Genomic DNA, 25,985 nt, shown 5'->3' on the forward strand with positions numbered 1-25,985 from the left:
TTGTGAAGGAAGTCAGTTTTGCTGGCGTCCGCCACAATCGGCGACCATCTTGGCCTCACATAGAACGGAGCGCCCAGTCGACGATCTCGGAGCCGACCTTCGCGAAGGCTCTGTCCAGGGCCGAGACGAAATCCCGGTTCTCCGAGCCGGAGACCGGCGCGCTCGCCTTGAAGGTGCTCTGGGCGCGAACGGTGCCGTTACGGTCGTTGAGGATCTTGGCGGAGATTTCCACATTCGCCACGCGCGTACCGTCGGTCGTCACTTCGAAGGTACGGATATCCGTCACCACCTGATAGTCGATCGCCAGTCCCTGCCCCGGCTTGCCCACGCCGCCGAGCCTGCCGGAATTCTCGAATGCCTCGACGAGCTTCGACTGCACCATGCGCGGCAGACGATCGCCCCAGCGGGAATTTGCGAGATACTGGACCTCCGAAGGCGATATGCGCACCACCACCTGCTCGCTGTCCAGCATTTTCAGCGCGGTCGGTTCCGGCACCAAAATCTGCCGGTTGCGGGCGGAAGGTCCGTCCACCGCCGGCGTCAGCGAAAGATCGAACGTGTCGTTGTTCGCCTTAGTGCCGCATCCGCTCAACAATGCCGCAGTCAGCGGCAGCGCGAGCAAAAGCGCATGGCGACGCTCGAAATACCCCGCACCTCTCATGAAATCCTCAATGTTCTTATGAACTTACCGCCGCGTTCTGCCATCATATTCCTTCACCGTCTCGCCGCCGAAGATGAGGCGCTGCGGGTTTTCGTCGAAATTGCTGATCGTGTCGTTGAGCGTGCGAACCGTGCGGCGCGTATCGTCGACCAGCGTCTGGATGTCACGCAATCCGCTCGCGGAGAAGCGCTGCAGATTGTCCGCGATGGGGCCGATGCGGGCGTTCATGTTGTCGGCAACCGTACGGAAGCTCTCGAGCGTGCGCCGCGCTTCGGCAAACAGGGATTGAGAATCACCGCCCGAGACCATGCCGTCGACCTTGGCGAGAATGCCATCGACGCGGCTGGAGGCGTTGTTGAGCTTCTGCGCAAGCTCGGTGAAATCGCCGATCGCCTTGTCGATATCCTCCCGGCGTCCGGCAACGCTTTCCACCACGCCGCGGGCGGAGGCGACGGCGCTGCGGGCGTCCTCCGAGGCTGCCGTGAAATTGTTGATCGCCGTTCCGACATTGTCCGCATTGACGGCAGTAAGCAGCGTATCGGCCCGTCTCAGCACCGTTTGGGCGTCCTGACCCGCCTTTTCGAAGCTCGACGCGGCGTTCTTCACGTTCGCAACCACCTGTCCGAAATCATCCGAAGCATTGGCGACGTTGCGCGTGATCCGATCGGCATTGGAGACGACGGAATTGATCTTTTGCGCATCGACGGCGCGCACGAGCTGCTCTGCGGCCTCAAGCGTCGAATCCAGACGCCCGGAAACACCGTCGATGGTTCTGGAAAGCGTGGAGAGGCTCTCCAGGAACTCGTCGATGCTGTCGGAATTGCGGCTGAGCGCGGAGGTGAAGGTTTCGACGTTGCGGATCGTCTGGGTCAACGGTCCCCTGGCATCGGCCACGAAGCCCTGGATGTCGGAAATCGCCTGATCGGCGCGGTCGAGGATCTTGTCGGCGGTTGCGAGCAGGTTCGTGACGCTCGATTGATCGGCGATCAGAACGGCGGGCTGGCCCGTCTCGATAGACCTCTCGAGAATGTTCTCTTCACCCGTCCTTCCGCCGGAAAGCTCGATATAGGCGGCGCCGGTGAGGCCCTGCACCTCCAGGACCGCCCTGGTCGAGGGGAAGACGGGCGCATCGGCGCGCACTTCGGTGAAGGCAATGGAGAATTGCGGATCTTCCTGGTCGATCGTGAGACTGCGCACGCTGCCGACCGCAATACCGTTGAAGCGCACCGGCGAACCGACGGAGAGACCATTGGCCGATCCGGGAATGCGAATCGCAAGTTCCGCCCTCGGTCCGCCACGGCCGTATTCCGCCATCCAATAGACGAAACCGAACGCGGCAGCCACGACCAGCAGGGTGAAGAAGCCGACAAGGGCGTAGTTGGCTCTGGTTTCCATGCGTTCAGGTCACTTCTCTGTCTCGTCCGCCTCGGGCTTTTCGGAAGTTACGACGGCGCGCGCCCGCTTCCCGCGGAAATAGGATCGAACCCATGGATCGTCGCAGGCGAACATATCCTCAAGCGTCCCCTCAACCAATACCCGTTTCTGTCCGAGCACGGCAATACGGTCGCAGACGGAAAAAAGGCTGTCGAGGTCGTGCGTTACCATATAGACGGTGAGCCCGAGCGTATCTCTCAGCTTGGCGATCAGCATGTCGAACTCCGCCGCCCCGATGGGATCGAGCCCGGAGGTCGGCTCGTCGAGGAAGACGAGATCCGGATCGAGCGCCAGCGCCCGGGCGAGCGCCGCCCGCTTGATCATGCCCCCGGAAAGCTCGGAGGGATATTTGTCGGCGGCATCCGGCGCGAGGCCGACCATTTCGATCTTTAGATAGGCAAGCTCGTCCATCAGCGACTGCGGCAGGTCGAGATATTCCCGCATGGGAAGCTGGATGTTCTCCTTGACGGTCAGCGCCGAAAACAGCGCGCCGTGCTGGAAGAGGACGCCGAGCCGCATATCCAGCGCCATGCGTTCGTCATCGCTGGCCCGCTCGTAATTGCTGCCGAGGATGTGAATGGTCCCGGTGCGATGCGGCAAAAGCCGCAGCACGGTCCGCATCAGCACCGATTTGCCGGTGCCGGAAGCTCCCACGAAGCCGAGAATCTCGCCGCGATAGACGTCGAGGTCGAGGTGATCCAGGACGATGTTGGAACCGAAGCCGACCGTCAGGTCGCGCACGGAAAGCACGACCTGCCTCTCCTCCGCGCTGTTTTCCGGTATCCTCGCCATATCGTTCACGCGCCGCCCCCTCAGAAATCGATCGCCGAGTAGAAGATCGCGAACAGCGCGTCCATCAGGATGACCGCGAAGATCGATTTCACTACCGAGGCGGTGACGTGCTGGCCGAGAGATTCTGCGCTGCCGCCGACCTTCATGCCTTCGACAGCCGCCACGATGCCGATCGCCAGAGCCATGAACGGCGCCTTGATCATGCCCGAAGCGACGGATGAATTGTCGATCGCCTCGTGCAGCCGCGACAGGAAGGTATCGAAGGTGATGCCGGAATAGCTCCATGCAATGATCGCCGCGCCGAAAAGGGCGGCGAAATTCGCCAGTATGGTCAGGAGCGGCAGCACCACCGTCAGCGCCACCAGCCGCGGAAAGACGAGCACGCCCACCGGGTTGAGGCCGATCACGGTCAGCGCGTCGATCTCCTCGCGCATCTTCATCGAGCCGATTTCGGCGGTGATCGCGCTTCCCGAACGGCCGGCGATCATGATCGCCGTCAGAAGCACGCCGATTTCGCGCAATTGCAGGATGCCGACGAGATCGACGACGAATATCTCGGCGCCGAAATAGCGGAGCTGGAACGCACCCTGCTGGGCGATGATCGCGCCGATCAGAAAGGACATCAGGGTAATGATCGGCACCGCGCGAACGCCCATGTGGTCGATCTGATTGACCACCGAAGCCGGCGAGATCCCCGCGCCGCGCCCGAACTTGAGCTGTGCGCCCCGCACGGCCGAACCCAGAATATGCATGGCCGCGTAGAAATCGCTGCCGAGATCGGCGATCAACTTGCCGAGCGGAGCGAACATGCGTTCGAACAGCGTGCCGCCCTCCCTGCCTTTCTTCGGCGGAGCGGGCGCTTTTTCCGGAAGGACCTCGATCAATTCCCTGAAGGCGCTGTTGGGGCTTGCCAGCGCGGTTTCGCGTCCCTGTTCCTGCTTTGCCGTCATCAGCCTGCGGATCAGCCAGGCGCCCGCGGTGTCGATACCCTCCACACCCGAGATGTCGACCTCCAGCGGCCCCTGCCCGCCGGACCGCCCCAGCTTTTCCAGAGTAGGCAAGACTTTCGCGATGCTCTGGTTGCGCCAATCGCCCGTCAGTACATAGCGCTCGCCGCCCTGGACGTTCTCGGCCCTTATCTCGGCGTTGCGGCTTTCGGCTGGCATCAAAGTCACAGGCATCTTTCGCGGTTCGAAACCTCGCCTTCGGCACCGACCGGTTGATCGCGCCAGCGAGACGGGCAATATAGCCGCCTTCACCGGAATTGCCATGTCGGGAACACGCAAAACCATGGGCCGTCACCTCGAAGCCACAATCGAAACCTTTCCGATCGCGGGTCTCTTCACCATCTCGCGCGGCTCCAAGACGCAGGCCGAAGTCGTGACCTGCACGATCCGCCAGGATGGGCTTTCGGGACGCGGCGAATGCGTGCCCTACAAACGCTACGGCGAAAGCATCGAAGGCGTCGTTGCGGATATCCGCGCGGCCGCGGCCGCGATCGAGAATGGCCTCGACAGGCAGGCCCTGCAGAAGATCATGAAGCCGGGCGCGGCCCGCAACGCGGTGGACTGCGCGCTTTGGGATCTCGAAGCCAAGCAAAGCGGCGGGCGCGCAGCGGCGGTTTTCGGCATCGAAAAACCCAAGGCGCGGGGGACAGCGTTCACCCTCTCGCTGGGGGAACCGGAAGCCATGGCGGCCGAAGCGAGGAAGAATGCGGCGCGCCCTCTCCTCAAGGTGAAGATGGGAACCGCCGACGATACGTCCCGCATCCGCGCGGTCCGGGAGGCAGCGCCAGAGGCGGGGATCATTCTCGACGCGAACGAGGGCTGGACGGAGGAGAACCTTGCCCGCCACCTGTCGGTCGCGGAGGAAGCCCGGATATCGCTGATCGAGCAGCCCCTGCCCGCCGGCCGGGATGCAGCGCTTGCCGGCATCAGGCGGGCCGTCCCGGTCTGCGCCGACGAGAGCGTGCATTCCACCGGCGATCTCGCAAACCTCCGCGCGCGCTACGATGCCGTCAACATCAAGCTCGACAAGACGGGCGGCCTAACGGAGGCACTCGCCATGAAAGCGGAAGCGAAACGGCTGGGCTTTTCCGTAATGGTCGGCTGCATGGTCGGCTCCTCGCTTGCCATGGCCCCGGCAGTTCTCCTCGCCCAGGATGCCGATTTTGCCGATCTCGACGGCCCCTTGCTCTTGGCACAGGACCGTCCCGGTGGCTTGCGCTACGAGGGCTCGCTGGTCTTCCCGCCCGTACCTGCGCTCTGGGGCTGAATACGGGCGGCGAGCGCCACGCCAACGAGCCCGATTGCTGCAAAAACCGCCATCAGCATATAGCTCGGCAGTCCGTATTCCCGGTAGATGAGACCGGACAGGAAGGTCGAGAGCGCAAGAAGGGCGCCGTTATAGAAGAAATAGGCCCCTTGCGCGGAGGATGCCTGGTCTTCACCCACCGTCTCCGCCAGCCGATGCTGCACGCCGATATGCACGAAGGCGAAGGTGAAGGCATGGCTGCATTGCAGGGCCAGATAGCCCCAGAAGCCGAGCGGCAGCGGAAACAGCATCCATCGCGCGATCGCGACCGCCGAGCCGAGCCGGATCAGGGTCCAGGGCGAGAAGCGCCGGGCGAGCCATCCGGCCGCGAAGAAGACGAGTATCTCGGCGATCACGCCCGCGCTCCAGAGCATGCCGATCGCCCCGCCGGAAAAGCCGATCTGCTGCCAGTGGATGGCGGAGAAGGCATAGAACATGCCATGGCTTGCCTGAACGGCCGATGTCCCGATCATCAGGGCGTGCAGGTCCATGCGCCGGAGCAAACCATGTCTGCTGCCTGCTTCCGGCAAAGTTCCGGCAGGCCATGCGCGGCCGAGGCGCGGCGCGGCATAGGCCGCGACGATCGTCAGCAGGAAGACGATCGAGAGCGCCGAAGGGACGACCGTTCCGCCCCAGATGCCGATGAGTTCGCCGGCAAGCAGCGTCGATACCACGAATCCGATCGAGCCCCAGACGCGCATGGCGCCATATTGGAAGCCCCAGCGCTGGACGCCGGTGACGGCGATCGATTCGACGATCGGGACGTAAGGCGCGAAGACCGCCGCCTGCAGGCCGAATACGATCAGCACCGGCCAGAAACTCTCCGTCACGAAGAGCGCCAGAGCCGTCAGAAGCGAAAGGGCTCCGGACCACAGAAGCACGTTGGCCCGTTCCGGTATCCGGTCTGCCAGTGCCCCCGCAACGGGAGCGGCGATGACCCGCAGGATCATCGGCGCGGCGAGCACGATGCCGATTTCCACCTCGCTGAAAGCGAGTGATTCCAGCCAGACCGGAAAATAGGGCAATGCGATGCCGTTCACCGCGATCGGCGCGCCATAGGCCAGCGCGCAGCGCAGTTGGAAGTGGCGGGGTGGGATTTCCGCCGGGCGTGCAGTGGTCAAGGGGATAACGGATAGGTTGGAAAGACTATCGCTTCCCTAGCACAGCTCGCCGTCTGCGCCTATGGCCAGAATTTGGGATCGGTCAGGCGGCCTGCACATCCTCGACGGATTGCGGTTTCGTAAGCGTCATGATGTCGGCGCCGGCGCCCATCCGCTGCCAGGAGATCATCTCGAGCGTGCCGTCCCGGTGTTCGGCCACGGCGGTGCAGCTTTCCACCCAATCGCCCGTATTGACGTAGTGGATGCCGTCGATGTCCTGCATCACCGCATGGTGGATGTGCCCGCAAATGACGCCATCGACATTGTTGCGGCGTGCCTCTTCCGCCACGACGTTCTGGAACTCCCCGATGAAATTGACGGCGTGCTTGACCTGAAGCTTGGCCCAGGCGGAGAACGACCAATAGGGCATGCCGAGCTTGCGGCGGATCGCGGCAAGCCAGCCGTTGACGACGATCGCCGCGTCATAGGCCCAGTCGCCGAGATAGGCGAGCAGCCGGGCATTGCGCACCACGACGTCGAATTCGTCGCCATGCAGGACGAGATACTTCTTCCCGTCGGCCATTTCGTGGATCATGCGTTCGGCCACTTCTATGCCGCCGAAATGCATTCCCGGAAAATCGCGCAGGAATTCGTCGTGGTTGCCGGGGATGTAGACGATCCGCGTGCCTTTTCTCGCCTTGCGCAGAAGCTTCTGGACAACGTCGTTGCAGCCCTGGGGCCAGTACCAGTTTCGCTTCAGCCGCCAGCCGTCGACGATGTCGCCGACGAGAACGATGGTTTCGGCTTCGTGGTGACGGAGAAAATCGAGGAGGAGTTCCGTTCGTGCCGCCTTGGAGCCCAGATGCACGTCGGAAATGAACAACGTCCTGAAATGCCTGATCTGTGGACCGTTCACGAAGCTGCCCTTTCGTTGCCCGCTTTCAGTCTCCCAAAATCAGACTCGTGTTTCAGGAAGATGACAACGCGCCGCTTCGCGCCCGGCGGCGCGATTCTGACGCAGGCGCAAATTTGATGCTGTCCACCCCTGCCGATTGATGTAAGGAGGGTTTCTGTTTCGAAGATATGGGTAGCGCAATGGCAGAAGGAACGATGGATTCTCAACAGAAGTCGCAGGGCACGCCGACAAGTGGCGATCTCGATGAACAGGCGCTGTTTTTCCACCGTTACCCACGCCCCGGAAAGCTGGAGATCCAGGCGACCAAGCCGCTCGGCAACCAGCGCGATCTGGCCCTTGCCTATTCGCCGGGTGTCGCAGCACCCTGCCTTGCGATCCGCGACAATCCCGACATGGCGGCGGATTATACTGCCCGCGCCAACCTCGTCGCCGTGATCTCGAACGGCTCGGCGGTGCTCGGTCTCGGCAATATCGGCCCGCTCGCCTCGAAGCCCGTCATGGAGGGCAAGGCGGTGCTCTTCAAGAAGTTCGCGGGCATCGACGTCTTCGATATCGAGATCGACGCGCCGGGGATCGACGCGATGGTCTCGACCGTCTCGGCGCTCGAACCCACTTTCGGCGGCATCAATCTCGAGGATATCAAGGCCCCGGAATGCTTCGAGGTGGAGCGCCGGCTTCGCGAGAAGATGAACATTCCGGTCTTCCACGACGACCAGCACGGAACCGCGATCATCGTCGCCGCAGCCATCCTGAACGGCCTCGAGCTCGCCGGCAAGAACATCGCCGAGGTGAAGATCGTCACCTCTGGCGCCGGCGCGGCCGCGCTTGCCTGTCTCCATCTCCTGGTGTCGCTGGGCGCCAAACCGGAGAACATCTGGGTTCATGACATCGAGGGCCTCGTCTACGAGGGCCGCACCGAGCTCATGGACGAGTGGAAGTCGATCTACGCGCAGAAGAGCGACAAGCGCACGCTCGCCGAAAGCATCGGCGGCGCCGACGTCTTCCTCGGCCTCTCCGCCGCCGGCGTGCTGAAGCCCGAACTGCTTGCCCAGATGGCGGAAAAGCCGCTCATCCTGGCGCTTGCCAACCCCACACCCGAGATCATGCCGGAACTTGCCCGCAAGGCGCGCCCGGACGCAATGATCTGCACCGGCCGTTCGGATTTCCCGAACCAGGTCAACAACGTTCTCTGCTTCCCCTATATCTTCCGCGGCGCGCTCGATTGCGGCGCCCGCACGATCAACGAGGAAATGAAGATGGCGGCGGTCCGGGCGATCGCAGCGCTTGCTCGCGAGGAAGTTTCCGACGTCGCAGCCCGTGCCTATTCGGAAGACACGCCAATCTTCGGGCCGGATTACCTGATCCCCTCGCCCTTCGACCCGCGGCTGATCCTTCGCATCGCGCCGGCCGTCGCAAGAGCGGCCGCCGAAACCGGCGTCGCCTCCCGTCCGATCCAGGACTTCGACGCCTATCTTGATCAGCTCAACCGTTTCGTCTGGCGCTCCGGCTTCGTCATGAAGCCGATCTTCACCGCCGCCAAGGACGCCGAGAAGAAGCGCGTCATCTTCGCCGAAGGCGAGGACGAGCGTGTGCTGCGCGCGGCCCAGGTGCTGCTCGAGGAAAACATCGCCAAGCCGATCCTCATCGGCCGTCCCTCGGTCATCGAGGCGCGCCTCAAGCGTTTCGGCATCCGCATCCGGCCGAATGTCGATTTCGCAGTCGTCAATCCAGAAGACGATCCGCGCTACCGCGAGTATGTCGAGGATTATTTCGCGCTGGTCGGCCGCAACGGCATCAACCCGGAAGCCGCGCGCACCATCGTCCGCACCAATACCACCGTCATCGGCGCGCTCTCCGTGCGGCGCGGCGAGGCCGACGCGCTGATCTGCGGCCTTGAAGGCCGCTACGACCGCCATCTGCGCGACGTGGGCCAGATCATCGGCAAACGGCCGGGCGTCTGTGCCTTCTCCGGCCTCAGCCTAATCATTTCGCAGCGTGGCGCGATCTTCTTCAGCGACACCTTCGTCAACTACAACCCGTCCGCCCGCGAAATCGCGGAGATCACCGTGCTTTCGGCGCAGGAAATCCGCCGCTTCGGCATCACCCCCAAGGCGGCGCTGATCTGCCACTCGAACTTCGGCTCGCGCAATTCCGAAAGTGCAGCCAAGATGCGCGAGGCGCTCGGCATCGTGCGGGAACTGGCGCCCGATCTCGAAGTCGATGGCGAGATGCAGGGCGGCTCGGCGCTTTCCGAAGCGCTTCGCAAGCGCGCCATGCCGAACAGCACACTGACCGGCGAAGCGAACCTCCTCGTCTTCCCCAATCTCGATGCCGCCAATATCACGCTCGGCATCACGCGGGAGATGATGGACGCGCTGCATGTCGGCCCGATCCTGCTCGGGACCGCAATGCCGGCACATATCCTGTCGCAGTCGGTCACCTCGCGCGGCGTCGTCAACATGGCGGCGCTCGCCGTGGTGGAGGCGTCGCAGCCCTAACGCATGTCACGTAAAAGTGTCCTGAAAGGTGAAAGCGGATACGATCTATCCACACGCTTCAGGCACGACTATTATGACATTATCAACCGACCAGTCCGATGATCGAGGCTTGAACTCAAACTTCACCGGATGACGCCATGCAACCTCGCGGGTTCCTGATCGTCCCTCTTCTGGCTATTGCGCTCCTGCCCATCGCGGCCGCGGCGCAGGACCGACCGGATTGCGAAGCGCTTCAGCGCAGGCTCGGCAACAGCCCGCAAGTCATCGGCAACACGGCTGAGGTGCGGTATCACGCGCAGGAACTTAGCCGGCTTAACGCCGATATCCGCGATCTCAGGATCGAAATGCGGCGGGCGGGCTGCGGCGCGGGCAGCATCGTTTCCTTCGGCGGCCCGGACGATATCTGCAGCGACATGCAGGCCGAACTCGGCGCCATGGAAGCCGACCGCCAGGACATCACGATGCGGCGCGACGAGGCACGGTCCTTGGTGCGGCCGTCGGCGGATCCATCCGGGGTTCTCGCGGCATTGCAACGAAACGGCTGTGACGTGACGGAAATTTCCGCCCTGCCGAAGGCTGCCGAACCCGAGCAGTCCGGCAACGCCGCCATCGAACCCTATTCCGGCATCACCAACCTGCGCACCCTTGCCCCCGCGCAGCCCTCCGAGCCGGCCAAGTCTGCCGAGTTGAAGCCGGAGCCGCCGCCGGAGCGCCCCTACGATCGGAACCAGAAGGTGCGCAGCGTCGGGCCGCAATTCTTTCCGGAAGAAAACGATATCGATCTCGCCAACCCGGCCTCACCGGGACCGCAGCCCATGCAGTGATTCAGCGGCCTGGTTCCTGCCAGCGGTCGCGGAAGACCAGGTCTTCCAGCGGCAGCCGTTGCCGCCAGCCCTTGATCGCCAGTTCCGGCTCCGGGTAGAGCCGGTCGACATAGCCGAGACAAAGCCAGGCGACGATCTCGATCCGCTCGGGAATGCCGAGCAGTTCGCGCACGTCCTTGTCGTGGAAAATGCTGACCCAGCCGACGCCCACCCCTTCGGCGCGCGCCGCGAGCCAGAGGTTCTGCACGGCGCAGACCGTGGAATAGACGTCCATGCGCGGATTATGCGTGCGGCCGAGCACCACCGGCCCGGCGCGGTCGGGATCGCAGGTGACGCAGATCGAGAGCGGCGCCTTGCGGATGCCCTCGAGCTTCAGGCTCCTGTAGTGATCCCGCTTCTCCTGGGGAAACATCGCCTCGGCCTCCGCATTGGCGCGCGAGAAGGCAGCCCAGGCCGCCTCGCGCACGGCCGGATCACGGATCAGGATGAAGTTCCACGGCTGCATGAAGCCGACGGAGGGCGCCGAATGCGCAGCACCCAGAAGCCTCGCTACGAGGTCGTCCGGCAGCGTGTCGGGAAGGAACTGGTCGCGCACATCGCGCCGGGTCTCGATCGCCCGGTAGACGGCTTCGCGCTCGGCGGGTTCGAACGCCGCGGCAGCCTCCAACCCGTTATCCTTGTCAGCACTCATGGGATCGGAAAATAACGGACATAGGCGAACCGTTCTCCTTCCGGCGCCCAATTGGGCGAGTTCATCGTTCCCTGCCCGCCGAAGAGATCGAACAGCGTCTCGACATTGCCGCCGTCCATATCCATCAGCCGCACCCTGACTTGTCTGTCGCGCGGATGGTCGAACACGTCGGCGTCGTAGGAGACGAAGACCACCTTGTCACCCTTCGGTGACGGATGCGGAAACCAGTCCCCGTAATCGCTATGGGTGATGCGTTCCACCGCGCCGCCTTGCGCCGGAACGCGCCAGATCTGCATCAGCCCGGTGCGGCTCGAATTGAAATAGATCCACTTCCCGTCAGGCGAATAATCCGGCCCGTCATTGCGGCCCTCGCCGAAGGTCAACCGCTTCTCCTCGCCGCCTTCGATGCCGATCGTATAGATGTCGAAGACCTGATCGCGGATGCCGCAATAGGCGAAGGTCTTCCCATCGGGAGACCAGCCGTGCCAGTAGGACGGCAGGTTGCGCGTCACCAGTTTCGGTTCGCCACCTTCGGCCGGCAGCACGTAGATTGCCGACTTGCCGAATTCCACCTTGTCGGAAATCGCGATCAGGCTGCCATCCGGCGAGATCCCGTGATCGTTGTTGCACTGGCTCGCAAAGCCGGTATCCAGAAGCTTGGGCCCGCTGTCACCATCCGGCGACAGGCGATAGATCAGCCCTTCGCTGTTGAGCATCAAGTAACGCCCGTCCGGCGACCAGTTCGGCGCTTCGAACAACTCGTCCGTCTGCCATACCACGCGGCTCGCGCGCGTGCGGATGTCGAAGATTTCGATCGAACTACGAAGCGCCATCCGTGGTCCTATCGGTCGCGGAAACGGTTGGTGATCGGGTAACGCCGGTCGCGGCCGAAATTCTTCTTGGTGATCTTCACGCCCGGCGCCGATTGGCGGCGCTTGTATTCGGCGAGATAAAGCAGGTGCTCGATGCGGTGCACGGTCGCCACATCGTGCCCGCGCTCCACGATCTCCTCCGTGCTCATTTCCATCTCGACCAGGCACTCCAGGATATCGTCGAGCACCGGATAGGGAGGCAGCGAATCCTGGTCCGTCTGGTTGGGACGCAGCTCAGCGGAAGGCGCCTTGGAGATGATGTTCTTGGGGATCACCTCGCCCGTCGGGCCCAGCGCGCCGGGCGGCAGGTGTTCGTTGCGCCAGGCGGCCAGCGCATAGACCTGCATCTTGTAGAGGTCCTTGATCGGGTTGAAGCCGCCGTTCATGTCGCCATAGAGTGTCGCATAGCCGACCGACATTTCCGACTTGTTGCCCGTCGTCACCACCATGGAGCCGAACTTGTTGGAGATCGCCATCAGGATCGTGCCGCGGGCGCGGCTCTGCAGGTTTTCCTCGGTAATGCCCTCATCCGTACCCTCGAAAAGCTCGGAAAGCGCGGAGGAGAAACCGTCGACCGGCTCGGCGATCGGCACGATGTCGTAGCGGCAGCCGAGCGCCCGCGCGCAATCGGCGGCATCCTTGAACGAATCCTCCGACGTATAGCGGTAGGGCAGCATGACGGTGCGCACCCGCTCCTCGCCCAGTGCATCCACGGCGATTGCCGCGCAGATCGCCGAGTCGATACCGCCCGAGAGGCCCAATACCACGGACTTGAAGCCGTTCTTGTTGACGTAGTCGCGGAAGCCGAGCAGGCAGGCGCGGTAATCCGCCTCTTCCTTTTCCGGGATGCGCGACATCGGTCCGTTCGTGCAGCGCCAGCCCTCGCCATTCCTCTTCCATTCGGTGACGGCGATGGCCGGCTCGAACTGGCTCATCTGGAAGGCGAGCGAATTGTCGGCATTGAGCGCGAAGCTCGCGCCGTCGAACACCAGTTCGTCCTGCCCGCCGACCTGGTTGGCGAAGAGCAGCGGCAGGCCGCTCTCGATCACCTGGCGCAACGCCACCTGATGGCGGACATCCACCTTGCCGCGATAATAGGGCGAGCCGTTCGGGACGATCAGGATCTCGGCGCCGCTTTCGGCCAGCGTCTCGCAGACGCCCATGTCGTTCCAGATTTCCTCGCAGATCGGGATGCCGATCCGGATACCCCTAAAATTGTAGGGTCCGGAAATCGATCCTTCCGTGAAGACCCGCTTCTCGTCGAACTCGCCGTAATTGGGCAGATCGACCTTGTCCCTTATGGCGACGATCTTGCCGCCATCGAGCAGCGCCACCGCATTGTGCCTGCCTTCCTTGCCCTGGCGCGGAAACCCGATCACCACGCCCGGACCGCCATCGGCGGTATCGGCGGCCAGATCCTCCACCGCCTTCAGGCAAGCTTTCAGGAACGCCGGCTTCAGCACCAGATCCTCCGGCGGATAGCCGGAGATGAAGAGTTCGGTGAAGACGATGAGATCCGCCCCTTCACGGGCGGCATCCTTTCGGGCCTCGCGGGCCAACGCCAAATTGCCGGCGACATCGCCGACCGTGGGGTTGAGCTGTGCAACGGCGATACGCAGGGTCTGGCGGTTTTCTTCGGTCATGACAATGATTTAACGTTGGGATCGAATAGCGGCAACGTCGCCGTAGCACATTTTTTCAACATCGTCTCGTCAGCCATCCGCAACTTCATCGGCGGATTCCCGTCTTCGGCACAAGCGTTTTCCACTACTATTGTTTGCATAAATCGAGAATCGCTCAATTTTTACGAAGTTTCATAACCTCCGATTAGCGTCCGCCCTGCACGATCAGCGACATTGCATTTATGAATGGGGTTGGGGCAATGTCGGCACGACTCAAACACCTGTTAGGCTCGAGATCGGGCGCCTCGGCGGTGGAATTCGCCATCATCGCGCCGGTCTTCTTTCTCACGCTCTTTTCGCTGATCGGCTACGGCATCTATCTGAGTGCCGCCCATTCCGTCCAGCAGCTCGCGGCGGACGCCGCCCGCACCGCCATCGCCGGCCTCAATGCCACCGAACGGAAAGAGCTCGTCCGCAACTTTCTCGACACGTCCACGATGAACCACGCCTTCCTGAGGAAGGATCATCTGACGCTGGACGTCGAGGACGATCCGAAAAATCCCAACCAGTTCACCGTCGCCATCGAATACGACGCGGGCGACCTGCCGATCTGGAATCTCTTCAGCTATGCCCTGCCGGATCAGCGTATCCGCAGGTTCTCCACCATGAGGATGGGAGGGATATGACATGCGGGGACTGTGGCATACATCACGTGGGCTGCTGAGGGACACGCGCGGCAATATCGCCATTTCGGCCGCCCTCACCTTTCCGGTCGTCATAGGCGCGCTCGCGCTCGGCATCGACTACGGCAATCTCACGCTTCAGAAGCGCGCCTTGCAGCAGACCGCCGACCTCTCGGCAATCGCCGCCTCCAGCGCCATGAACAAGCCGGAAGAGGCCGTGCTTTCCTATTTCCAGATGAACGGCCAAAATCTCGCCGTCCGCACGGAAACGGGGGCGATGACACCGGAAGGCGAAATTCCCTTCGATCCGGAAAAGATTTTCGAAAGTCGAGACGGCTACGCCATGCTCGTCAAGGGGCGCTACGTGCCCGATCCCGAAAAACCGGTGGATCAGCGCTTCCAGGCGGGTGTCCAGCCCTATGACGCGGTGAAGGTGACGGTCGTGCGCAAGAGCGATCTCTTCTTCGCCGGCAGCTTCGCCACCGCGCCGGAACTGCGGGCGACCGGCACCGCCGCAAGCAACAAGGTGGCTGCCTTTTCAGTCGGCTCGCGGCTTGCAAGCCTCGACGGCGGCATATTGAACGCGCTGCTCGGCAAGCTCCTCGGCACGACGGTGTCGCTGAAGGTCATGGACTACCGGGCGCTCGTGGATACCCAGGTGAACCTGCTCCACGTGCTGGACGCGCTCGCGATCGATCTCGGCCTGACTGCAGGCACCTATTCGGACGTGCTCGCGACCGAAATCACCTATGGCAAGCTGCTCGACGCGCTCGGCAAGACCACCGGCGTTACACCGGCCGTCGATACCGTGCTGAACACGCTTGAAAATGCGCTCGGCAGGACGCAGGTCAAGCTGAAGCTCGAGGAAATCCTGGCGCTCGGTCCGCTCTCGGAAAACCTCGTCGGCCAGGGTGACGGGTTGATGGTCAAGGCGAGCCTGATGGACATCATCTCGGCCGCGGCCGTCGCCGGCAACAATGGCAAGCAGCTCGCCATCGATCTCGGGGCCACCATTCCGGGGCTTGCCTCGATCACGCTGGATCTCGCGATCGGCGAACCGCCCGTCGGCACGCCTCCGACCGCCGTCGGCGAGCCGGGTACCGTCGTCCGCACCGCCCAGACGCGGCTTGCGCTGCGGGTCGCGGTCGATGGGCTTGCGGCGATCGCCGGGCTGAAGGTGGAAGTTCCACTCTATCTGGAAGTCGCCCACGCAGAAGCGCGGCTTGCCGATATCCGCTGCGGTGCCGGATCGCCGGGCACGGTCGATGTCGAAGTGGTTCCGGGGGTCGCTTCCCTCGGCCTAGGCAAGGTCGATCAGACCGCTTTCGAGAATTTCGGCACGAAACCGCGCGTGACGGAGGCAAAAATCCTCTCGTCGCTCCTCATCAACATCACAGGCAAGGCGGATATCGCCGCGGGCAATCTCACGAAGAAGACGCTGACCTTCTCGCCCGCTGACATAGCCGCCGCACGTGTCCAATCCGTACCGACCACCGACACGCTGACAAGCCTCCTCACCTCGGCTATCCGCCGGCTCAAACTCGAAATCCAGGTGGGGCCGCTTGCTCTCGGAACGCCAACGCTCATCCAGAACGCGCTGGCCGATACGCTGGGCCTTTTGACCAAGCCGCTCGACACGGTGCTCTACAACTTGCTTGTTACGCTGGGCGTGCGGATCGGCGAGGCCGACGTGCGGGTCACCGGCGTGAGCTGCCAGCGTCCGGTGCTCGTCCAGTAATCCGGCACGAAGCACGGAAAGCAGAAAGGCCGGCGTTTCCGCCGGCCTTCTTCATGTTTGCTCTTCGAAAACGGCCGATCAGCCGTTCACGACCATGCGCTTCTCGTCGCGGCCGCTCTTCATGCGCTCGGCGAGCAGGAAGGCCAGTTCCAGCGCCTGGTCCGCGTTGAGGCGCGGATCGCAATGGGTGTGGTAGCGATCCTGCAGGTCACCGGCCGTAACGGCACGTGCGCCGCCGGTGCATTCGGTCACGTCCTTGCCGGTCATCTCGACATGGATGCCGCCCGGATGCGTGCCCTCGGCGCGGTGGATCTGGAAGAAGCTTTCCACTTCCGAAAGGATACGCTCGAACGGCCGGGTCTTGTAGTTGTTGAGCGTGATCGTGTTGCCGTGCATCGGATCGCAGGACCAGACGACCTTTTTGCCTTCGCGCTCCACGGCGCGGATCAGCTTCGGAAGGCTGTCGGCGACCTTGTCGTGGCCGAAACGGCAGATCAGCGTCAGGCGGCCCGCTTCGTTTGCCGGGTTCAGCGCGTCGATGAGTTCGATCAGGTTATCGGGCTGCAGCGAGGGGCCGCATTTGAGGCCGATCGGGTTCTTGATGCCGCGGAAATATTCTACATGCGCATGGTCGAGCTGGCGCGTGCGGTCGCCGATCCAGATCATGTGGCCGGATGTGGCGTACCAGTCGCCAGACGTGGAGTCGACGCGGGTCAGCGCTTCCTCGTAGCCCAGAAGCAGCGCCTCGTGGCTGGTGAAGAAGTCCGTCTCGCGCAGGCTCGGCTGGTTTTCCGCGGTGATGCCGATCGCCTTCATGAACTCCATGGTTTCGCTGATGCGGTCGGCAAGCTTGCGGTAGCGCTCGCCCTGCGGGCTGTCCTTCACGAAACCGAGCATCCACTTGTGGACGTTTTCGAGATTGGCATAGCCGCCCATGGCGAAGGCGCGGATCAGGTTGAGCGTCGCGGCCGACTGCCGGTAGGCGTCGAGCTGGCGCTCCGGGTTCGGCGTGCGCGACTCTTGCGTGAAATCGATGCCGTTGATGATGTCGCCGCGATAGGACGGCAGCTCCACCTCGCCCTGCTTCTCGATGTTCGAGGAGCGCGGCTTGGCGAACTGGCCGGCGATGCGCCCGACCTTCACGACCGGAAGCTGCGCGCCATAGGTCAGAACCACGGCCATCTGCAGGAAGGAGCGGAAGAAGTCGCGGATATTGTCCGCGCCATGTTCCGCGAAGCTTTCGGCGCAGTCGCCGCCCTGCAGCAGGAAAGCATTGCCTTCCGCAACGCTTGCGAGCTGCTTCTTCAGACGCCGAGCCTCACCGGCAAAGACGAGCGGCGGAAAGGTCGCAAGCTGTGCTTCCGTTGCAGCCAGCGCGGCCTGATCCGGATATTCCGGGACCTGCTGGATCGGTTTCAGCCGCCATGTGCTCGGGGTCCAGTTTTGTGCCATCTTACTCACCTGTTTGCCGCATCGGCAGATGCCGCCGCGCGCCTTCGATCTCGGGGATGCGGGCTTATAAACCTTAACGAAGCTCTTGCATAGCGGCAGTTACAGCCGGCCGCATGTTGCGACGAACCCACTATTTTTGAGGGGTCCGCCGCATACGGCAAGCTGGAATCCGCCTCTCTCGCTCAGGCGTCCACGCGCTCGCCGTTCACCACCCGGTAGCTCGGCTTGTACATGGTGACGAGTTCTTCGGCAGCCGTCGGATGCACCGCCATGGTGCGGTCGAAATCTTCCTTGGTGAGCCCGGCCTTCAACGGAATGCCCAGAAGCTGCGCCATCTCGCCCGCGTCGTGGCCGAGAACGTGCGCGCCAACCACCTTGCGGCTCTTCGCATCGACCACGAGCTTCATGATCATCTTCTCCGCGCGGCCCGAGAGCGTCGCCTTCATCGGGCGGAATTCGGCGCGGTAGACCTCGATCACGGGATATTTCTTACAGGCGGCTTCTTCCGAAAGCCCGACCGTGCCGATCTCGGGCTGCGAGAAGACGGCCGTCGGGATGAGTTCGTGGTCGGGCGCCGTCGGATTGTCCTTGAAGGCCGTCTCGATGAAGCACATGGCCTCATGGATCGCTACCGGGGTCAGCTGTACCCGGTCGGTGACATCGCCGAGTGCGTAGATATGCGGAATGCTCGTGCGGGAATATTCGTCCACGACGATCGCTCCGCGCTCGTTCACCTCGACGCCGGCTGCCTCCAGTCCGAGTCCTTGCGTGTTCGGATCGCGCCCAAGAGCCAGCATGATCGTATCGACGGCGATCGTCTCGCCGCTGAGGGTGCGGGCGACGAGCCCGCCGGCCGGCGCCTTCGTCACTTCCTCGATGACATCGGTCAGGACGATGCGGATACCCTTTTCCACCATCGCCTTGTGGAGCCCCTGGCGCATATCCTGGTCGAAGCGGACAAGGATCTCCTTGCCGCGATAGATCAGCGTCGTATCCACGCCGAGGCCGTGGAAGATATTGGCGAACTCAACCGCGATGTAGCCGCCGCCTGAAATCAGGATCGAGCGCGGCAGCTCGGGCAGATCGAAGGCCTCGTTGGAGGAAATGCAGAGCTCGTGCCCGGGAAGGGCAGCGTGCGGGTTCGGCGAGCCGCCGGTCGCGATCACGATCTTTTCCGCCGTGACGGTCTTGCCCGTATTTACCAGCCGGATCGTGTGGGCATCCACCAGTTCGGCCCGAGTTTCCAGAACCTCGGCGCCGTTATTCTCCAGTCCCCTGCGGTAGAGGCCTTCGAGACGGGCGATCTCCTTGTCCTTGGCGGCGATCAGCTTCTTCCAGTCGAAGGTGCTCGTTCCCACCTCCCAGCCGAAGCCAACGGCATCCTCGAAATGCTCGCCGAATTGCGAGGCGTAGACGAAGAGTTTCTTCGGCACGCAGCCACGGATGACGCAGGTTCCGCCGAAGCGATATTCTTCCGCGATCGCCACCCTCTTTCCGAGCGACGCCGCGACGCGGCCCGCCCTCACGCCCCCCGATCCGCCACCGATCACAAAGAGGTCGTAATCATAGGCGGCCATGGGGTTCTCCTTCGGCAGGCAATGGAATGTGGCACTCATATAATGATTGCGGCCGGAAAAGGAAAAGCCCGGATCGCTCCGGGCTTCACAAAATCCTTTTGCCGATGCGGCACTTACTGCTGCGGCTGGCCTTCGGCCGGCGGCGCCACGCTTTCGGCGGCCGGAGCCTGAACGGGAGCCGCGTCGATCACGCCGCGGAGCTTTTCGCTGCTCTGGGCGGTCAGGTCGCGGGAAATGCCGTTTGCCCAGATCTCGGCAGACTTCGCGAGTTCGCGGGCAACCAGCGGACCGTTGGTCAAGAGCTTCTTGCCGGCCTCGGTGCCGTAGAAGGCGGTAATGGCCTTGAGCTCGTCGATGGTGAAGGTCTTGGCGTAGGTCGTCGCAGCCTCGCGCTCCAGATCGGAACGGCGGGCGGCGAGACTGATTGCCACCTCGTCGACACCGGCGGAAATCTGCTCCTGGAAGTTCGGCGATGCCTGGATGAACTCGGCCTTCAGCCGCTCGGCGAGGTTCGGCAGGATGGCATCATAGCGATCGGTGGCGTTGATCGCGTCGATCGTTGCGCGCGCAGCCGCAAGATGCTCCTCGGAAATCTCCTGCGCGCTCGCGGGCGCAGCAAAGGCGCCGGCAAGAAGAATCGCAACAGCGGCGGCACGCCCAAAAACCGCAAATCTGACCATGAGTTGATTGCTCCTGTAAATTATTTCGCCTTCAACGTCCGCACTCCCGCCGGACCGGCGATGATCGCAAAGGACGCCATATTGATGAACAACCCGTGTTCAACGACACCGGGAATCGAATTCAGCTCGCCAGAGAGAGCCTCTGCATCAGGAATACGGCCAAAAGATGCGTCGAAAATGAAGTGGCCGCCGTCCGTCGTGAACGGGTCTTCGCCGGCTTTGCGCAGCTTCAGCTCACCCGAAAGACCAAGCCGCGCTGCCGCTTTTTCGATGGCGATGCGGGTGGATGTCTGGCCGAAAGGGTTGATCTCGATCGGCAGCGGAAAGGCGCCGAGCGTATCCACGAGCTTGGTTTCGTCGGCGATGACGATCATGCGGTTCGAAGCCGCCGCGACGATCTTCTCGCGCAGAAGCGCGCCGCCGCCGCCCTTGATGAGGCTGAGACCGCCGTCCACCTCGTCGGCGCCGTCGACTGTCAAATCGAGCTCCGGAAGTTCCTCCAGGGATTTCAGCGGCACGCCGAGTTCAAGGCAGAGCCTCGCAGTACGCTCGGATGTCGGAACGCCCTCCACCCGCAGCCCCTCGGCCACCTTCTCGGCGAGCAGCCGGACGAATTCCTCGGCTGTCGAGCCTGTGCCGATGCCGAGCCGCATGCCGTCCTCGACATAGGCCAGCGCCGCCTCGGCTGCCTTGATCTTCATTTCCCGGGCGTCCATGCGCCAAAAGCTCCCCCGATGTTTCGCCGAACCGCTGTTTACACGCCTCCCCCGCCAAACGAAAGACCCCGATCGCGTGAAAACAGGCATATCCGCCGACGCTGTCAGACGCCTCATCATTTGCATTTGCCGCCGCCATTGCCTAAGTCGGATGTCCAACCTTCCTGCGACCTCACGAGGTGTTCCGGTGAATTCTCCCCTCGTCATCTTCGATCTCGACGGCACGCTGATCGATACCGCGCCCGATCTCATCGACAGCCTGAACCATACGATCGCGGCGGCCGATCTTGCGCCGGTCACCTTCGCGGACCTCACCCATCTCGTCGGCCAGGGAGCGCGCGTGATGATCCGCCGCGCCTTCGAACTCCGAGGCAAGCCGCTCGATGAGAAGGACGTGGAACCGTTGCTCGAGCGTTTCCTCGCCCATTACAAGGCACATATGCCGGGCGAAAGCCGCCCCTATCCCGGTCTCATCCAATGCCTGGATCGTCTTTCGGCCGCCGGCATGACGCTCGCCGTCTGCACCAACAAATCGGAAGAGCTTGCCCTGCCGCTTCTCGAAAAGCTCGGCCTGACGCAGCGTTTCGCCGCGATCACCGGGGGAGACACGTTCCCCGTCCGCAAGCCCGACGCGCGCCACATCCTCGGCACGATCGAGCGCGCCGGCGGCGATCGCGAAAAGAGCGTGATGATCGGCGACAGCATCAACGACATCCTGGCCGCCCGCAACGCCGGCATTCCCTCGATCGCCGTCACCTTCGGCTATTCGGACGTTCCCGTGCACGAACTCGAACCGGACCATGTGATTGACGGCTTCGATGAGCTCACCGCCGACCTGATCGGACGAGCGATCGCCGAGGGCGTCAAACTTCAGCCGATCGTCGATAGCGCGACGGCCTGAGCCCGGCGAGGCCTGCCATGAGGATCGAGCGGGTCGGGCGAATTTCCACAAGCGATATCGCGGATTGCGACTTCTCCTTCGACGTGACCTCCGAGCTGAAGGCGCCCTGGGACCCGTTCCGGGACGTCGAAGATGTCGAGGCTTATGGAAAGACCTATGAATTCCATGAGGATGAAGCGAGGACGGATGAAGACCGCGCCGTGATCGCGGCGATCGACGGCAGCCGGGTCCGTGGCTACGTGATCGTCTCCAGGAGCTGGAATGGCTATGCGGAGATCGATGACATTCAGATCGACCGGCCGCTGCGCGGCACCGGTCTCGGCAGCCTGTTGATGGATCATGCGGTCGAATGGGCGAAGGCTCAGGCCCTGCCCGGCATCCGCCTCGAAACGCAGTCCAACAATGTGGCTGCGTGCCGGTTCTACAAGAGATACGGCTTCGAACTCGGCGGATACGACGAACATCTCTACAGCGCGCTCGGCCAATCCCGCCGGGAGATCGCGCTCTTCTGGTACCTGTTCTTCAAGAAATAAGGGCGGCGCTATCCGCACCGCCCTAATTGTTTTTCAGCTTCGGTCCTGGATCACGCCTGCGGCGTTCTCGCCTTGGTGGTCGCCTCGAAAGCCTTCTCAACCGCCGCATCCCGACCGTAGACATCATCGAAATATTCCACCACGCCGTCCTTGTTCGGCCATGCCGTGAAATAGGCCACGTAGACCGGGATCTTCGCATTCACCTTGGCGGCGACATTCTTGCCGGCCGCGATCCGCGCCGAAACGTCCGCCTCGGTCGTGCCGAGCACCGCGGCCGCCATCTTGCGCGGTTCGGCAAGCCGCACGCAACCATGGCTCAGAGCCCGCATGTCGCGCTGGAAATAGCTCTTTGAGGGCGTGTCATGCATGTAGATCGCATGCGCGTTCGGGAAGAGTATCTTTAGATCGCCGAGCGCATTGTCGCTCGACGGCGGCTGGCGTACCGAAATCCCCCTGGTCGATCCATACCAGTTGACGTTGCGCGAGGAGACCGTGCGGCCGTTGACGGCCACCTCGTAACCCAGCCGGTCGAGATAGGACGGGTCCGAGCGCAGGCGCGGCAGCATCTCATTGACGATGATCGACTGCGGCACGCCCCAATAGGGGTTGAACTCCACCGTCTGGATTTCGTCCTGGAAGAAATAGGTCTGGTTCGCTTTCGAGCCGATGACGACGCGCATCGAGAACTGCTCGGCGCCGTGCTCGTGATAGTTCACCGTATAGGCCGGCTGATTGATGAAGACGTAGCGGTCGCCGAGATTGTCCGGCAACCAGCGGGCCTCTTCCATGGCGACGACGAGCTTGCGGATCTTGTCCTCGGCGGTATGGCCGGTCATGGCGCGCACGGTGGCCGGGCCGATCACGCCGTCCGCCTTCAAACCCGCTTCCTCCTGGAAGGACTTCACGAGATCGACGAGTTCGGGCGTATAGTCGGTCGACTGCTGATAGCCGGCAAAGATCGCGGAATGCTTGCTCTTCAGCGCATCCGAACCGCGATGCTCGATCGCCGCCACCACGTTGGCCATTTCCGGGCTGCTCTTGCCCGGCTTCAGGATCAGGTTTTCCGGCAGCGCGACCGCCGCACTCTCCTTGCTTGCCTCCGCCTTCAGCTTGGCAAGCTCCGCCTTCAACGCATTGAAATGGGCGCTCTGCGGCGCCAGGCTTTCCAGATAGGCGCCGGCATCCGTGCTGTTCTTCACGAAGGGAAGCACGACGGAGAGGTTCACGTCCTTGCGCTTCAGGTCGTGGTAGCCGGAAATCCGGTTCGGATCGATGCGCCCGCGGATCATGTCCTGTGCGAAGGTCAGCACCTTGGCCGACAGGGCAAGCTCGAACTGCATCAGTTGCCGTTCATGCGTCTCGATCCCGGAAACGGCAGGAACATCCGATGCCTCGACGGCTTCGTCGGTCGCGGAAACGGGCTCTATGCTCGCGGTGACCAGCTCGGGCACCGGCAGCACGTAATCGGCCGGATCGAGCCCGTAGTCGCCGGCCTTTTCGAGCGTGGCGAGCACGGCCCTCGCCTTCTCCGTGATGTCGCCATCGGCAACCCAGAGGGTCTTGGCGCCGGATCGGCCGTAATAGGTCTCCAGCGCCTGTGCGACGTCGCTGGCGGCCATCACCTTGGCTTCAGTCAGGAAACGGCTCTCGTCGGTTGCCGTCGCCGCGGCAAAGCCGTCCGTTTTCACGGCGCGCACGGCATCCGTCTTGTAGGTGTAATAGGTTGGCCCGGAGACCTTCGGCAAGGGCTCGGGATCGCGGTCGCGGACGGCGGAGGACGGCTGGCGCCCCGCGACGTTCGGCGCCGGAGCCGGCTCCTCGGCGACCGGTGCGCGCTTTGCCGGCCCACCCCGAATGAGATCGAGAAGCGTCAGGGCATGGGCGGGTGCGATACCTCCGGCAAGCAATGAAATTCCCGACGCGAGCGCAAGCGCGATCGAAGTCCTGTTAAGTCTCTGCTGCAATGTCGTCCCCGTGCCTGATTCCGCGTGACCACGCGGCTTGAAGAAGTATCACGGCATCTAACGAATGCCATGAGGGATGGAAATAAAGCCCGGCTGCGCGGGCCGACTCGGCAGGCCCGAAAAGCGCGCCGGTTCGCAGGCGAAAGGTTAAGAAAATATTCGTTAAATTTTTACTGATGCGATGCCGGCCAAGCCCGGCATTCGTGCAAACCGCGTCGAATTAATTTTGGCTGCGTGGCACAAAAGGCACGCCGTTTGCTTTGAACGCGAGCGATCCACGGCATGGTTCCACTCGGGCGAATCGCCTTTCCTCAACCTAATCGTTTAGAAAATACCCTGCCCTCTTGCGCGCTTCCGCGTAGTTGAATACTGCCTGCGGCAGCAATCCACCTGGACGAAAATAAAGGCAGCGAAGATGGCATCGACCCGCACGGAAACCGATACGTTTGGCCCGATCGAAGTGGCGAGCGACCGTTACTGGGGAGCCCAGGCACAGCGCTCCCTCGGCAATTTCAAGATCGGCTGGGAGAAGCAGCCGCTCTCCGTGGTCCGCGCACTCGGCATCGTCAAGCAGGCTGCAGCCCGCGCCAACATGAACCTCGGCGGACTTGATCCGGCTCTCGGCAAGGCGATCGAGGACGCGGCCCAGGAAGTCATCGACGGCAAGCTCGACGACCACTTCCCGCTCGTCGTCTGGCAGACCGGTTCCGGCACCCAGTCGAACATGAACGCCAACGAGGTCATCTCCAACCGGGCGATCGAAATGCTCGGCGGCACCATGGGCTCGAAGAAGCCGGTGCACCCGAACGACCACGTCAACATGAGCCAGTCGTCGAACGATACCTATCCGACGGCCATGCACATCGCCTGCGCCGAGCAGATCGTTCGCCATCTCATCCCGTCGCTGAAGCATCTGCATGCGGCGCTGGACGCCAAGGCGAAGGCCTTCGCGCACATCATCAAGATCGGCCGCACGCATACCCAGGATGCCACGCCGCTCACGCTCGGCCAGGAATTTTCCGGCTATGCGGCCCAGATCGCCTCCTCGATCAAGCGCATCGAACTCACCCTGCCGGGCCTCTATGAACTCGCCCAGGGCGGTACCGCCGTCGGCACGGGCCTCAATGCGCCGGTCGGCTTTGCCGAAAAGGTCGCCGAGGAGATCGCCAAGATCACCGGCCTCCCCTTCGTCAGCGCGCCGAACAAGTTCGAGGCGCTCGCCGCCCATGACGCGATGGTCTTCGCGCACGGCGCGATCAACGCGGCCGCCGCGGCCTGCTTCAAGATTGCCAACGACATCCGCTTCCTCGGTTCGGGCCCGCGCGCCGGCCTCGGGGAACTGGCGCTTCCGGAAAACGAGCCGGGCTCCTCGATCATGCCGGGCAAGGTCAACCCCACCCAGTCCGAAGCCATGACCCAGGTCTGCGCCCATATCTTCGGCAACCAGGCGGCGATCACTTTCGCCGGCAGCCAGGGCCATTTCGAACTCAACGTCTACAATCCGATGATGGCCTACAATTTCCTGCAGTCGGTGCAGCTCCTCGGCGACGCCGCCGTCTCCTTCACCGACAATTGCGTGGTTGGCATCGAGGCACGCGAAGACAATATCAAGCGCGGCGTGGAAAACTCGCTGATGCTGGTGACCGCGCTCAACACGCGCCTTGGCTATGACGCCTGCGCCAAGATCGCCAAGACAGCCCACAAGAACGGCACGACGCTTCGCGAGGAGGCGGTCGGCGGCGGATACCTCACCAATGAGGAATTCGACCAGTATGTGCGCCCCGAAAACATGATCGGCCCGAAGTAACCGGCCGCTTCACATCCTGCACCACATCCGCTTCATGCTTCGGCGTGAGGCGGATGTACAGCTCTCCTCTACCCATCTCACTGGATGAGCGCGCCTCGCGCATATTGCTGCCACGCAATAGGATAAAGTATAAAGTAATATTAGTAGCCATTGGGCTTCGAACGCGCGGCAAGAAGAAGCTGTGCCAAAGTGAAATTACTTAATTCCTTTT

General features: G+C 62.8%; 22 protein-coding genes. 8 read left to right on the top strand and 14 right to left on the bottom strand.

From position 1 onward, the window contains the following. Positions 1 to 55: 55 nt before the first annotated feature. Genes YH62_RS01480 through YH62_RS01495 form a run of 4 tightly spaced genes read right to left on the bottom strand, consistent with a single transcriptional unit; the run spans position 56 to position 4,053 of the window. Positions 56 to 661, bottom strand: a complete 606-nt coding sequence (locus YH62_RS01480) for an ABC-type transport auxiliary lipoprotein family protein (protein WP_046792374.1) — start codon at positions 659 to 661, stop codon at positions 56 to 58. Positions 662 to 685: 24 nt separating this feature from the next. Continuing rightward, positions 686 to 2,056 carry an MlaD family protein gene (locus YH62_RS01485; protein ID WP_046792375.1) on the bottom strand — a complete coding sequence of 457 codons (1,371 nt, stop codon included), beginning with the start codon at positions 2,054 to 2,056 and terminating at the stop codon, positions 686 to 688. A 9-nt stretch (positions 2,057 to 2,065) separates the two neighbouring features. Continuing rightward, positions 2,066 to 2,887, bottom strand: coding sequence for an ABC transporter ATP-binding protein (locus tag YH62_RS01490; RefSeq protein ID WP_046792988.1), 822 nt, complete (start codon positions 2,885 to 2,887; stop codon positions 2,066 to 2,068). A gap of 20 nt (positions 2,888 to 2,907) precedes the next feature. Then, positions 2,908 to 4,053, bottom strand: coding sequence for an MlaE family lipid ABC transporter permease subunit (locus tag YH62_RS01495; RefSeq protein WP_046792376.1), 1,146 nt, complete (start codon positions 4,051 to 4,053; stop codon positions 2,908 to 2,910). Positions 4,054 to 4,177: 124 nt separating this feature from the next. On the opposite strand from YH62_RS01495, the gene dgcA reads away from it, so the two are divergent. Continuing rightward, the gene (gene dgcA, locus YH62_RS01500; protein WP_046792377.1) at positions 4,178 to 5,161 is read left to right on the top strand and encodes an N-acetyl-D-Glu racemase DgcA; all 984 of its coding nucleotides are present in this window, start codon (positions 4,178 to 4,180) and stop codon (positions 5,159 to 5,161) included. Here the strand turns inward: dgcA and YH62_RS01505 are convergent. Both YH62_RS01505 and YH62_RS01510 read right to left on the bottom strand, forming a co-directional pair. Continuing rightward, positions 5,113 to 6,321 (bottom strand): MFS transporter, encoded by a 1,209-nt coding sequence (locus YH62_RS01505; protein WP_245282024.1) that lies wholly within the window; start codon positions 6,319 to 6,321, stop codon positions 5,113 to 5,115. The genes dgcA and YH62_RS01505 overlap by 49 nt on opposite strands. A gap of 82 nt (positions 6,322 to 6,403) precedes the next feature. Next, positions 6,404 to 7,216: a UDP-2,3-diacylglucosamine diphosphatase gene (locus YH62_RS01510; RefSeq protein WP_046792379.1), complete on the bottom strand. Its 813-nt coding sequence runs from the start codon at positions 7,214 to 7,216 to the stop codon at positions 6,404 to 6,406. 194 nt (positions 7,217 to 7,410) lie between these two features. Between YH62_RS01510 and YH62_RS01515 the strand changes: the two genes are divergently transcribed. Then, the gene (locus YH62_RS01515) at positions 7,411 to 9,714 is read left to right on the top strand and encodes an NADP-dependent malic enzyme (protein WP_046792989.1); all 2,304 of its coding nucleotides are present in this window, start codon (positions 7,411 to 7,413) and stop codon (positions 9,712 to 9,714) included. 137 nt (positions 9,715 to 9,851) lie between these two features. Next, positions 9,852 to 10,538, top strand: a complete 687-nt coding sequence (locus tag YH62_RS29040; protein ID WP_052760320.1) for a hypothetical protein — start codon at positions 9,852 to 9,854, stop codon at positions 10,536 to 10,538. A 1-nt stretch (position 10,539) separates the two neighbouring features. On the opposite strand, the gene bluB is transcribed toward YH62_RS29040, so the two are convergent. Genes bluB through YH62_RS01535 form a run of 3 tightly spaced genes read right to left on the bottom strand, consistent with a single transcriptional unit; the run spans position 10,540 to position 13,744 of the window. Next, complete coding sequence (gene bluB / locus YH62_RS01525; RefSeq protein WP_046792380.1) at positions 10,540 to 11,229, bottom strand: 5,6-dimethylbenzimidazole synthase; 690 nt, start codon at positions 11,227 to 11,229, stop codon at positions 10,540 to 10,542. Further along, positions 11,226 to 12,062 carry a TolB family protein gene (locus YH62_RS01530; RefSeq protein ID WP_046792381.1) on the bottom strand — a complete coding sequence of 279 codons (837 nt, stop codon included), beginning with the start codon at positions 12,060 to 12,062 and terminating at the stop codon, positions 11,226 to 11,228. Before YH62_RS01530 ends, bluB begins: the two co-directional genes overlap by 4 nt. A gap of 8 nt (positions 12,063 to 12,070) precedes the next feature. Further along, positions 12,071 to 13,744 (bottom strand): NAD+ synthase, encoded by a 1,674-nt coding sequence (locus tag YH62_RS01535; RefSeq protein ID WP_046792382.1) that lies wholly within the window; start codon positions 13,742 to 13,744, stop codon positions 12,071 to 12,073. Between the two features lie 239 nt (positions 13,745 to 13,983). On the opposite strand from YH62_RS01535, the gene YH62_RS01540 reads away from it, so the two are divergent. Beyond that, positions 13,984 to 14,409 carry a TadE/TadG family type IV pilus assembly protein gene (locus tag YH62_RS01540; RefSeq protein WP_046792383.1) on the top strand — a complete coding sequence of 142 codons (426 nt, stop codon included), beginning with the start codon at positions 13,984 to 13,986 and terminating at the stop codon, positions 14,407 to 14,409. Position 14,410: 1 nt separating this feature from the next. Further along, positions 14,411 to 16,144, top strand: coding sequence for a pilus assembly protein TadG-related protein (locus YH62_RS01545; RefSeq protein WP_046792384.1), 1,734 nt, complete (start codon positions 14,411 to 14,413; stop codon positions 16,142 to 16,144). 78 nt (positions 16,145 to 16,222) lie between these two features. On the opposite strand, the gene YH62_RS01550 is transcribed toward YH62_RS01545, so the two are convergent. The 4 genes from YH62_RS01550 to rpiA all read right to left on the bottom strand — a co-directional run bounded on the left by YH62_RS01550 (position 16,223) and on the right by rpiA (position 20,569). After that, entirely contained in the window at positions 16,223 to 17,596 is a 1,374-nt protein-coding gene (locus YH62_RS01550) for a 3-deoxy-7-phosphoheptulonate synthase class II (protein ID WP_046792385.1), read from the bottom strand. 182 nt (positions 17,597 to 17,778) lie between these two features. Next, the gene (gene gor, locus YH62_RS01555; RefSeq protein WP_046792386.1) at positions 17,779 to 19,173 is read right to left on the bottom strand and encodes a glutathione-disulfide reductase; all 1,395 of its coding nucleotides are present in this window, start codon (positions 19,171 to 19,173) and stop codon (positions 17,779 to 17,781) included. A 113-nt stretch (positions 19,174 to 19,286) separates the two neighbouring features. Next, complete coding sequence (locus YH62_RS01560) at positions 19,287 to 19,853, bottom strand: DUF2059 domain-containing protein (RefSeq protein ID WP_046792387.1); 567 nt, start codon at positions 19,851 to 19,853, stop codon at positions 19,287 to 19,289. Positions 19,854 to 19,873: 20 nt separating this feature from the next. Continuing rightward, positions 19,874 to 20,569: a ribose-5-phosphate isomerase RpiA gene (gene rpiA / locus YH62_RS01565; RefSeq protein WP_046792388.1), complete on the bottom strand. Its 696-nt coding sequence runs from the start codon at positions 20,567 to 20,569 to the stop codon at positions 19,874 to 19,876. 151 nt (positions 20,570 to 20,720) lie between these two features. Between rpiA and gph the strand changes: the two genes are divergently transcribed. Beyond that, positions 20,721 to 21,470: a phosphoglycolate phosphatase gene (gph, locus tag YH62_RS01570; RefSeq protein WP_046792389.1), complete on the top strand. Its 750-nt coding sequence runs from the start codon at positions 20,721 to 20,723 to the stop codon at positions 21,468 to 21,470. A 17-nt stretch (positions 21,471 to 21,487) separates the two neighbouring features. Next, positions 21,488 to 22,003 carry a GNAT family N-acetyltransferase gene (locus YH62_RS01575; RefSeq protein ID WP_046792390.1) on the top strand — a complete coding sequence of 172 codons (516 nt, stop codon included), beginning with the start codon at positions 21,488 to 21,490 and terminating at the stop codon, positions 22,001 to 22,003. A gap of 50 nt (positions 22,004 to 22,053) precedes the next feature. Here the strand turns inward: YH62_RS01575 and YH62_RS01580 are convergent, their stop codons facing one another. Then, positions 22,054 to 23,967, bottom strand: a complete 1,914-nt coding sequence (locus YH62_RS01580; protein WP_046792391.1) for a L,D-transpeptidase family protein — start codon at positions 23,965 to 23,967, stop codon at positions 22,054 to 22,056. Positions 23,968 to 24,382: 415 nt separating this feature from the next. On the opposite strand from YH62_RS01580, the gene fumC reads away from it, so the two are divergent. Next, on the top strand, positions 24,383 to 25,774 hold the full coding sequence (gene fumC / locus YH62_RS01585; protein ID WP_046792392.1) for a class II fumarate hydratase: 1,392 nt from the start codon (positions 24,383 to 24,385) through the stop codon (positions 25,772 to 25,774). Positions 25,775 to 25,985 lie beyond the last annotated feature (211 nt).

The sequence above is a fragment of the Rhizobium sp. LC145 genome (assembly GCF_001005825.1).
Classification (GTDB): Bacteria; Pseudomonadota; Alphaproteobacteria; order Rhizobiales; family Rhizobiaceae; genus Neorhizobium.

Bases quoted from the DNA above. Each gene is read 5' to 3' on its own strand.
- YH62_RS01535 (WP_046792382.1), bottom strand. From the start codon at position 13,744: ATGACCGAAGAAAACCGCCAGACCCTGCGTATCGCCGTTGCACAGCTC.
- gor (WP_046792386.1), bottom strand. From the start codon at position 19,173: ATGGCCGCCTATGATTACGACCTCTTTGTGATCGGTGGCGGATCGGGG.
- YH62_RS01530 (WP_046792381.1), bottom strand. From the start codon at position 12,062: ATGGCGCTTCGTAGTTCGATCGAAATCTTCGACATCCGCACGCGCGCG.
- YH62_RS01545 (WP_046792384.1), top strand. From the start codon at position 14,411: ATGCGGGGACTGTGGCATACATCACGTGGGCTGCTGAGGGACACGCGC.
- YH62_RS01490 (WP_046792988.1), bottom strand. From the start codon at position 2,887: ATGGCGAGGATACCGGAAAACAGCGCGGAGGAGAGGCAGGTCGTGCTT.
- YH62_RS01480 (WP_046792374.1), bottom strand. From the start codon at position 661: ATGAGAGGTGCGGGGTATTTCGAGCGTCGCCATGCGCTTTTGCTCGCG.
- YH62_RS01485 (WP_046792375.1), bottom strand. From the start codon at position 2,056: ATGGAAACCAGAGCCAACTACGCCCTTGTCGGCTTCTTCACCCTGCTG.
- fumC (WP_046792392.1), top strand. From the start codon at position 24,383: ATGGCATCGACCCGCACGGAAACCGATACGTTTGGCCCGATCGAAGTG.
- YH62_RS01560 (WP_046792387.1), bottom strand. From the start codon at position 19,853: ATGGTCAGATTTGCGGTTTTTGGGCGTGCCGCCGCTGTTGCGATTCTT.
- dgcA (WP_046792377.1), top strand. From the start codon at position 4,178: ATGGGCCGTCACCTCGAAGCCACAATCGAAACCTTTCCGATCGCGGGT.
- YH62_RS01550 (WP_046792385.1), bottom strand. From the start codon at position 17,596: ATGGCACAAAACTGGACCCCGAGCACATGGCGGCTGAAACCGATCCAG.
- YH62_RS01540 (WP_046792383.1), top strand. From the start codon at position 13,984: ATGTCGGCACGACTCAAACACCTGTTAGGCTCGAGATCGGGCGCCTCG.
- YH62_RS01575 (WP_046792390.1), top strand. From the start codon at position 21,488: ATGAGGATCGAGCGGGTCGGGCGAATTTCCACAAGCGATATCGCGGAT.
- YH62_RS29040 (WP_052760320.1), top strand. From the start codon at position 9,852: ATGCAACCTCGCGGGTTCCTGATCGTCCCTCTTCTGGCTATTGCGCTC.
- rpiA (WP_046792388.1), bottom strand. From the start codon at position 20,569: ATGGACGCCCGGGAAATGAAGATCAAGGCAGCCGAGGCGGCGCTGGCC.
- YH62_RS01515 (WP_046792989.1), top strand. From the start codon at position 7,411: ATGGATTCTCAACAGAAGTCGCAGGGCACGCCGACAAGTGGCGATCTC.
- gph (WP_046792389.1), top strand. From the start codon at position 20,721: ATGTCCAACCTTCCTGCGACCTCACGAGGTGTTCCGGTGAATTCTCCC.
- YH62_RS01495 (WP_046792376.1), bottom strand. From the start codon at position 4,053: ATGCCAGCCGAAAGCCGCAACGCCGAGATAAGGGCCGAGAACGTCCAG.
- bluB (WP_046792380.1), bottom strand. From the start codon at position 11,229: ATGAGTGCTGACAAGGATAACGGGTTGGAGGCTGCCGCGGCGTTCGAA.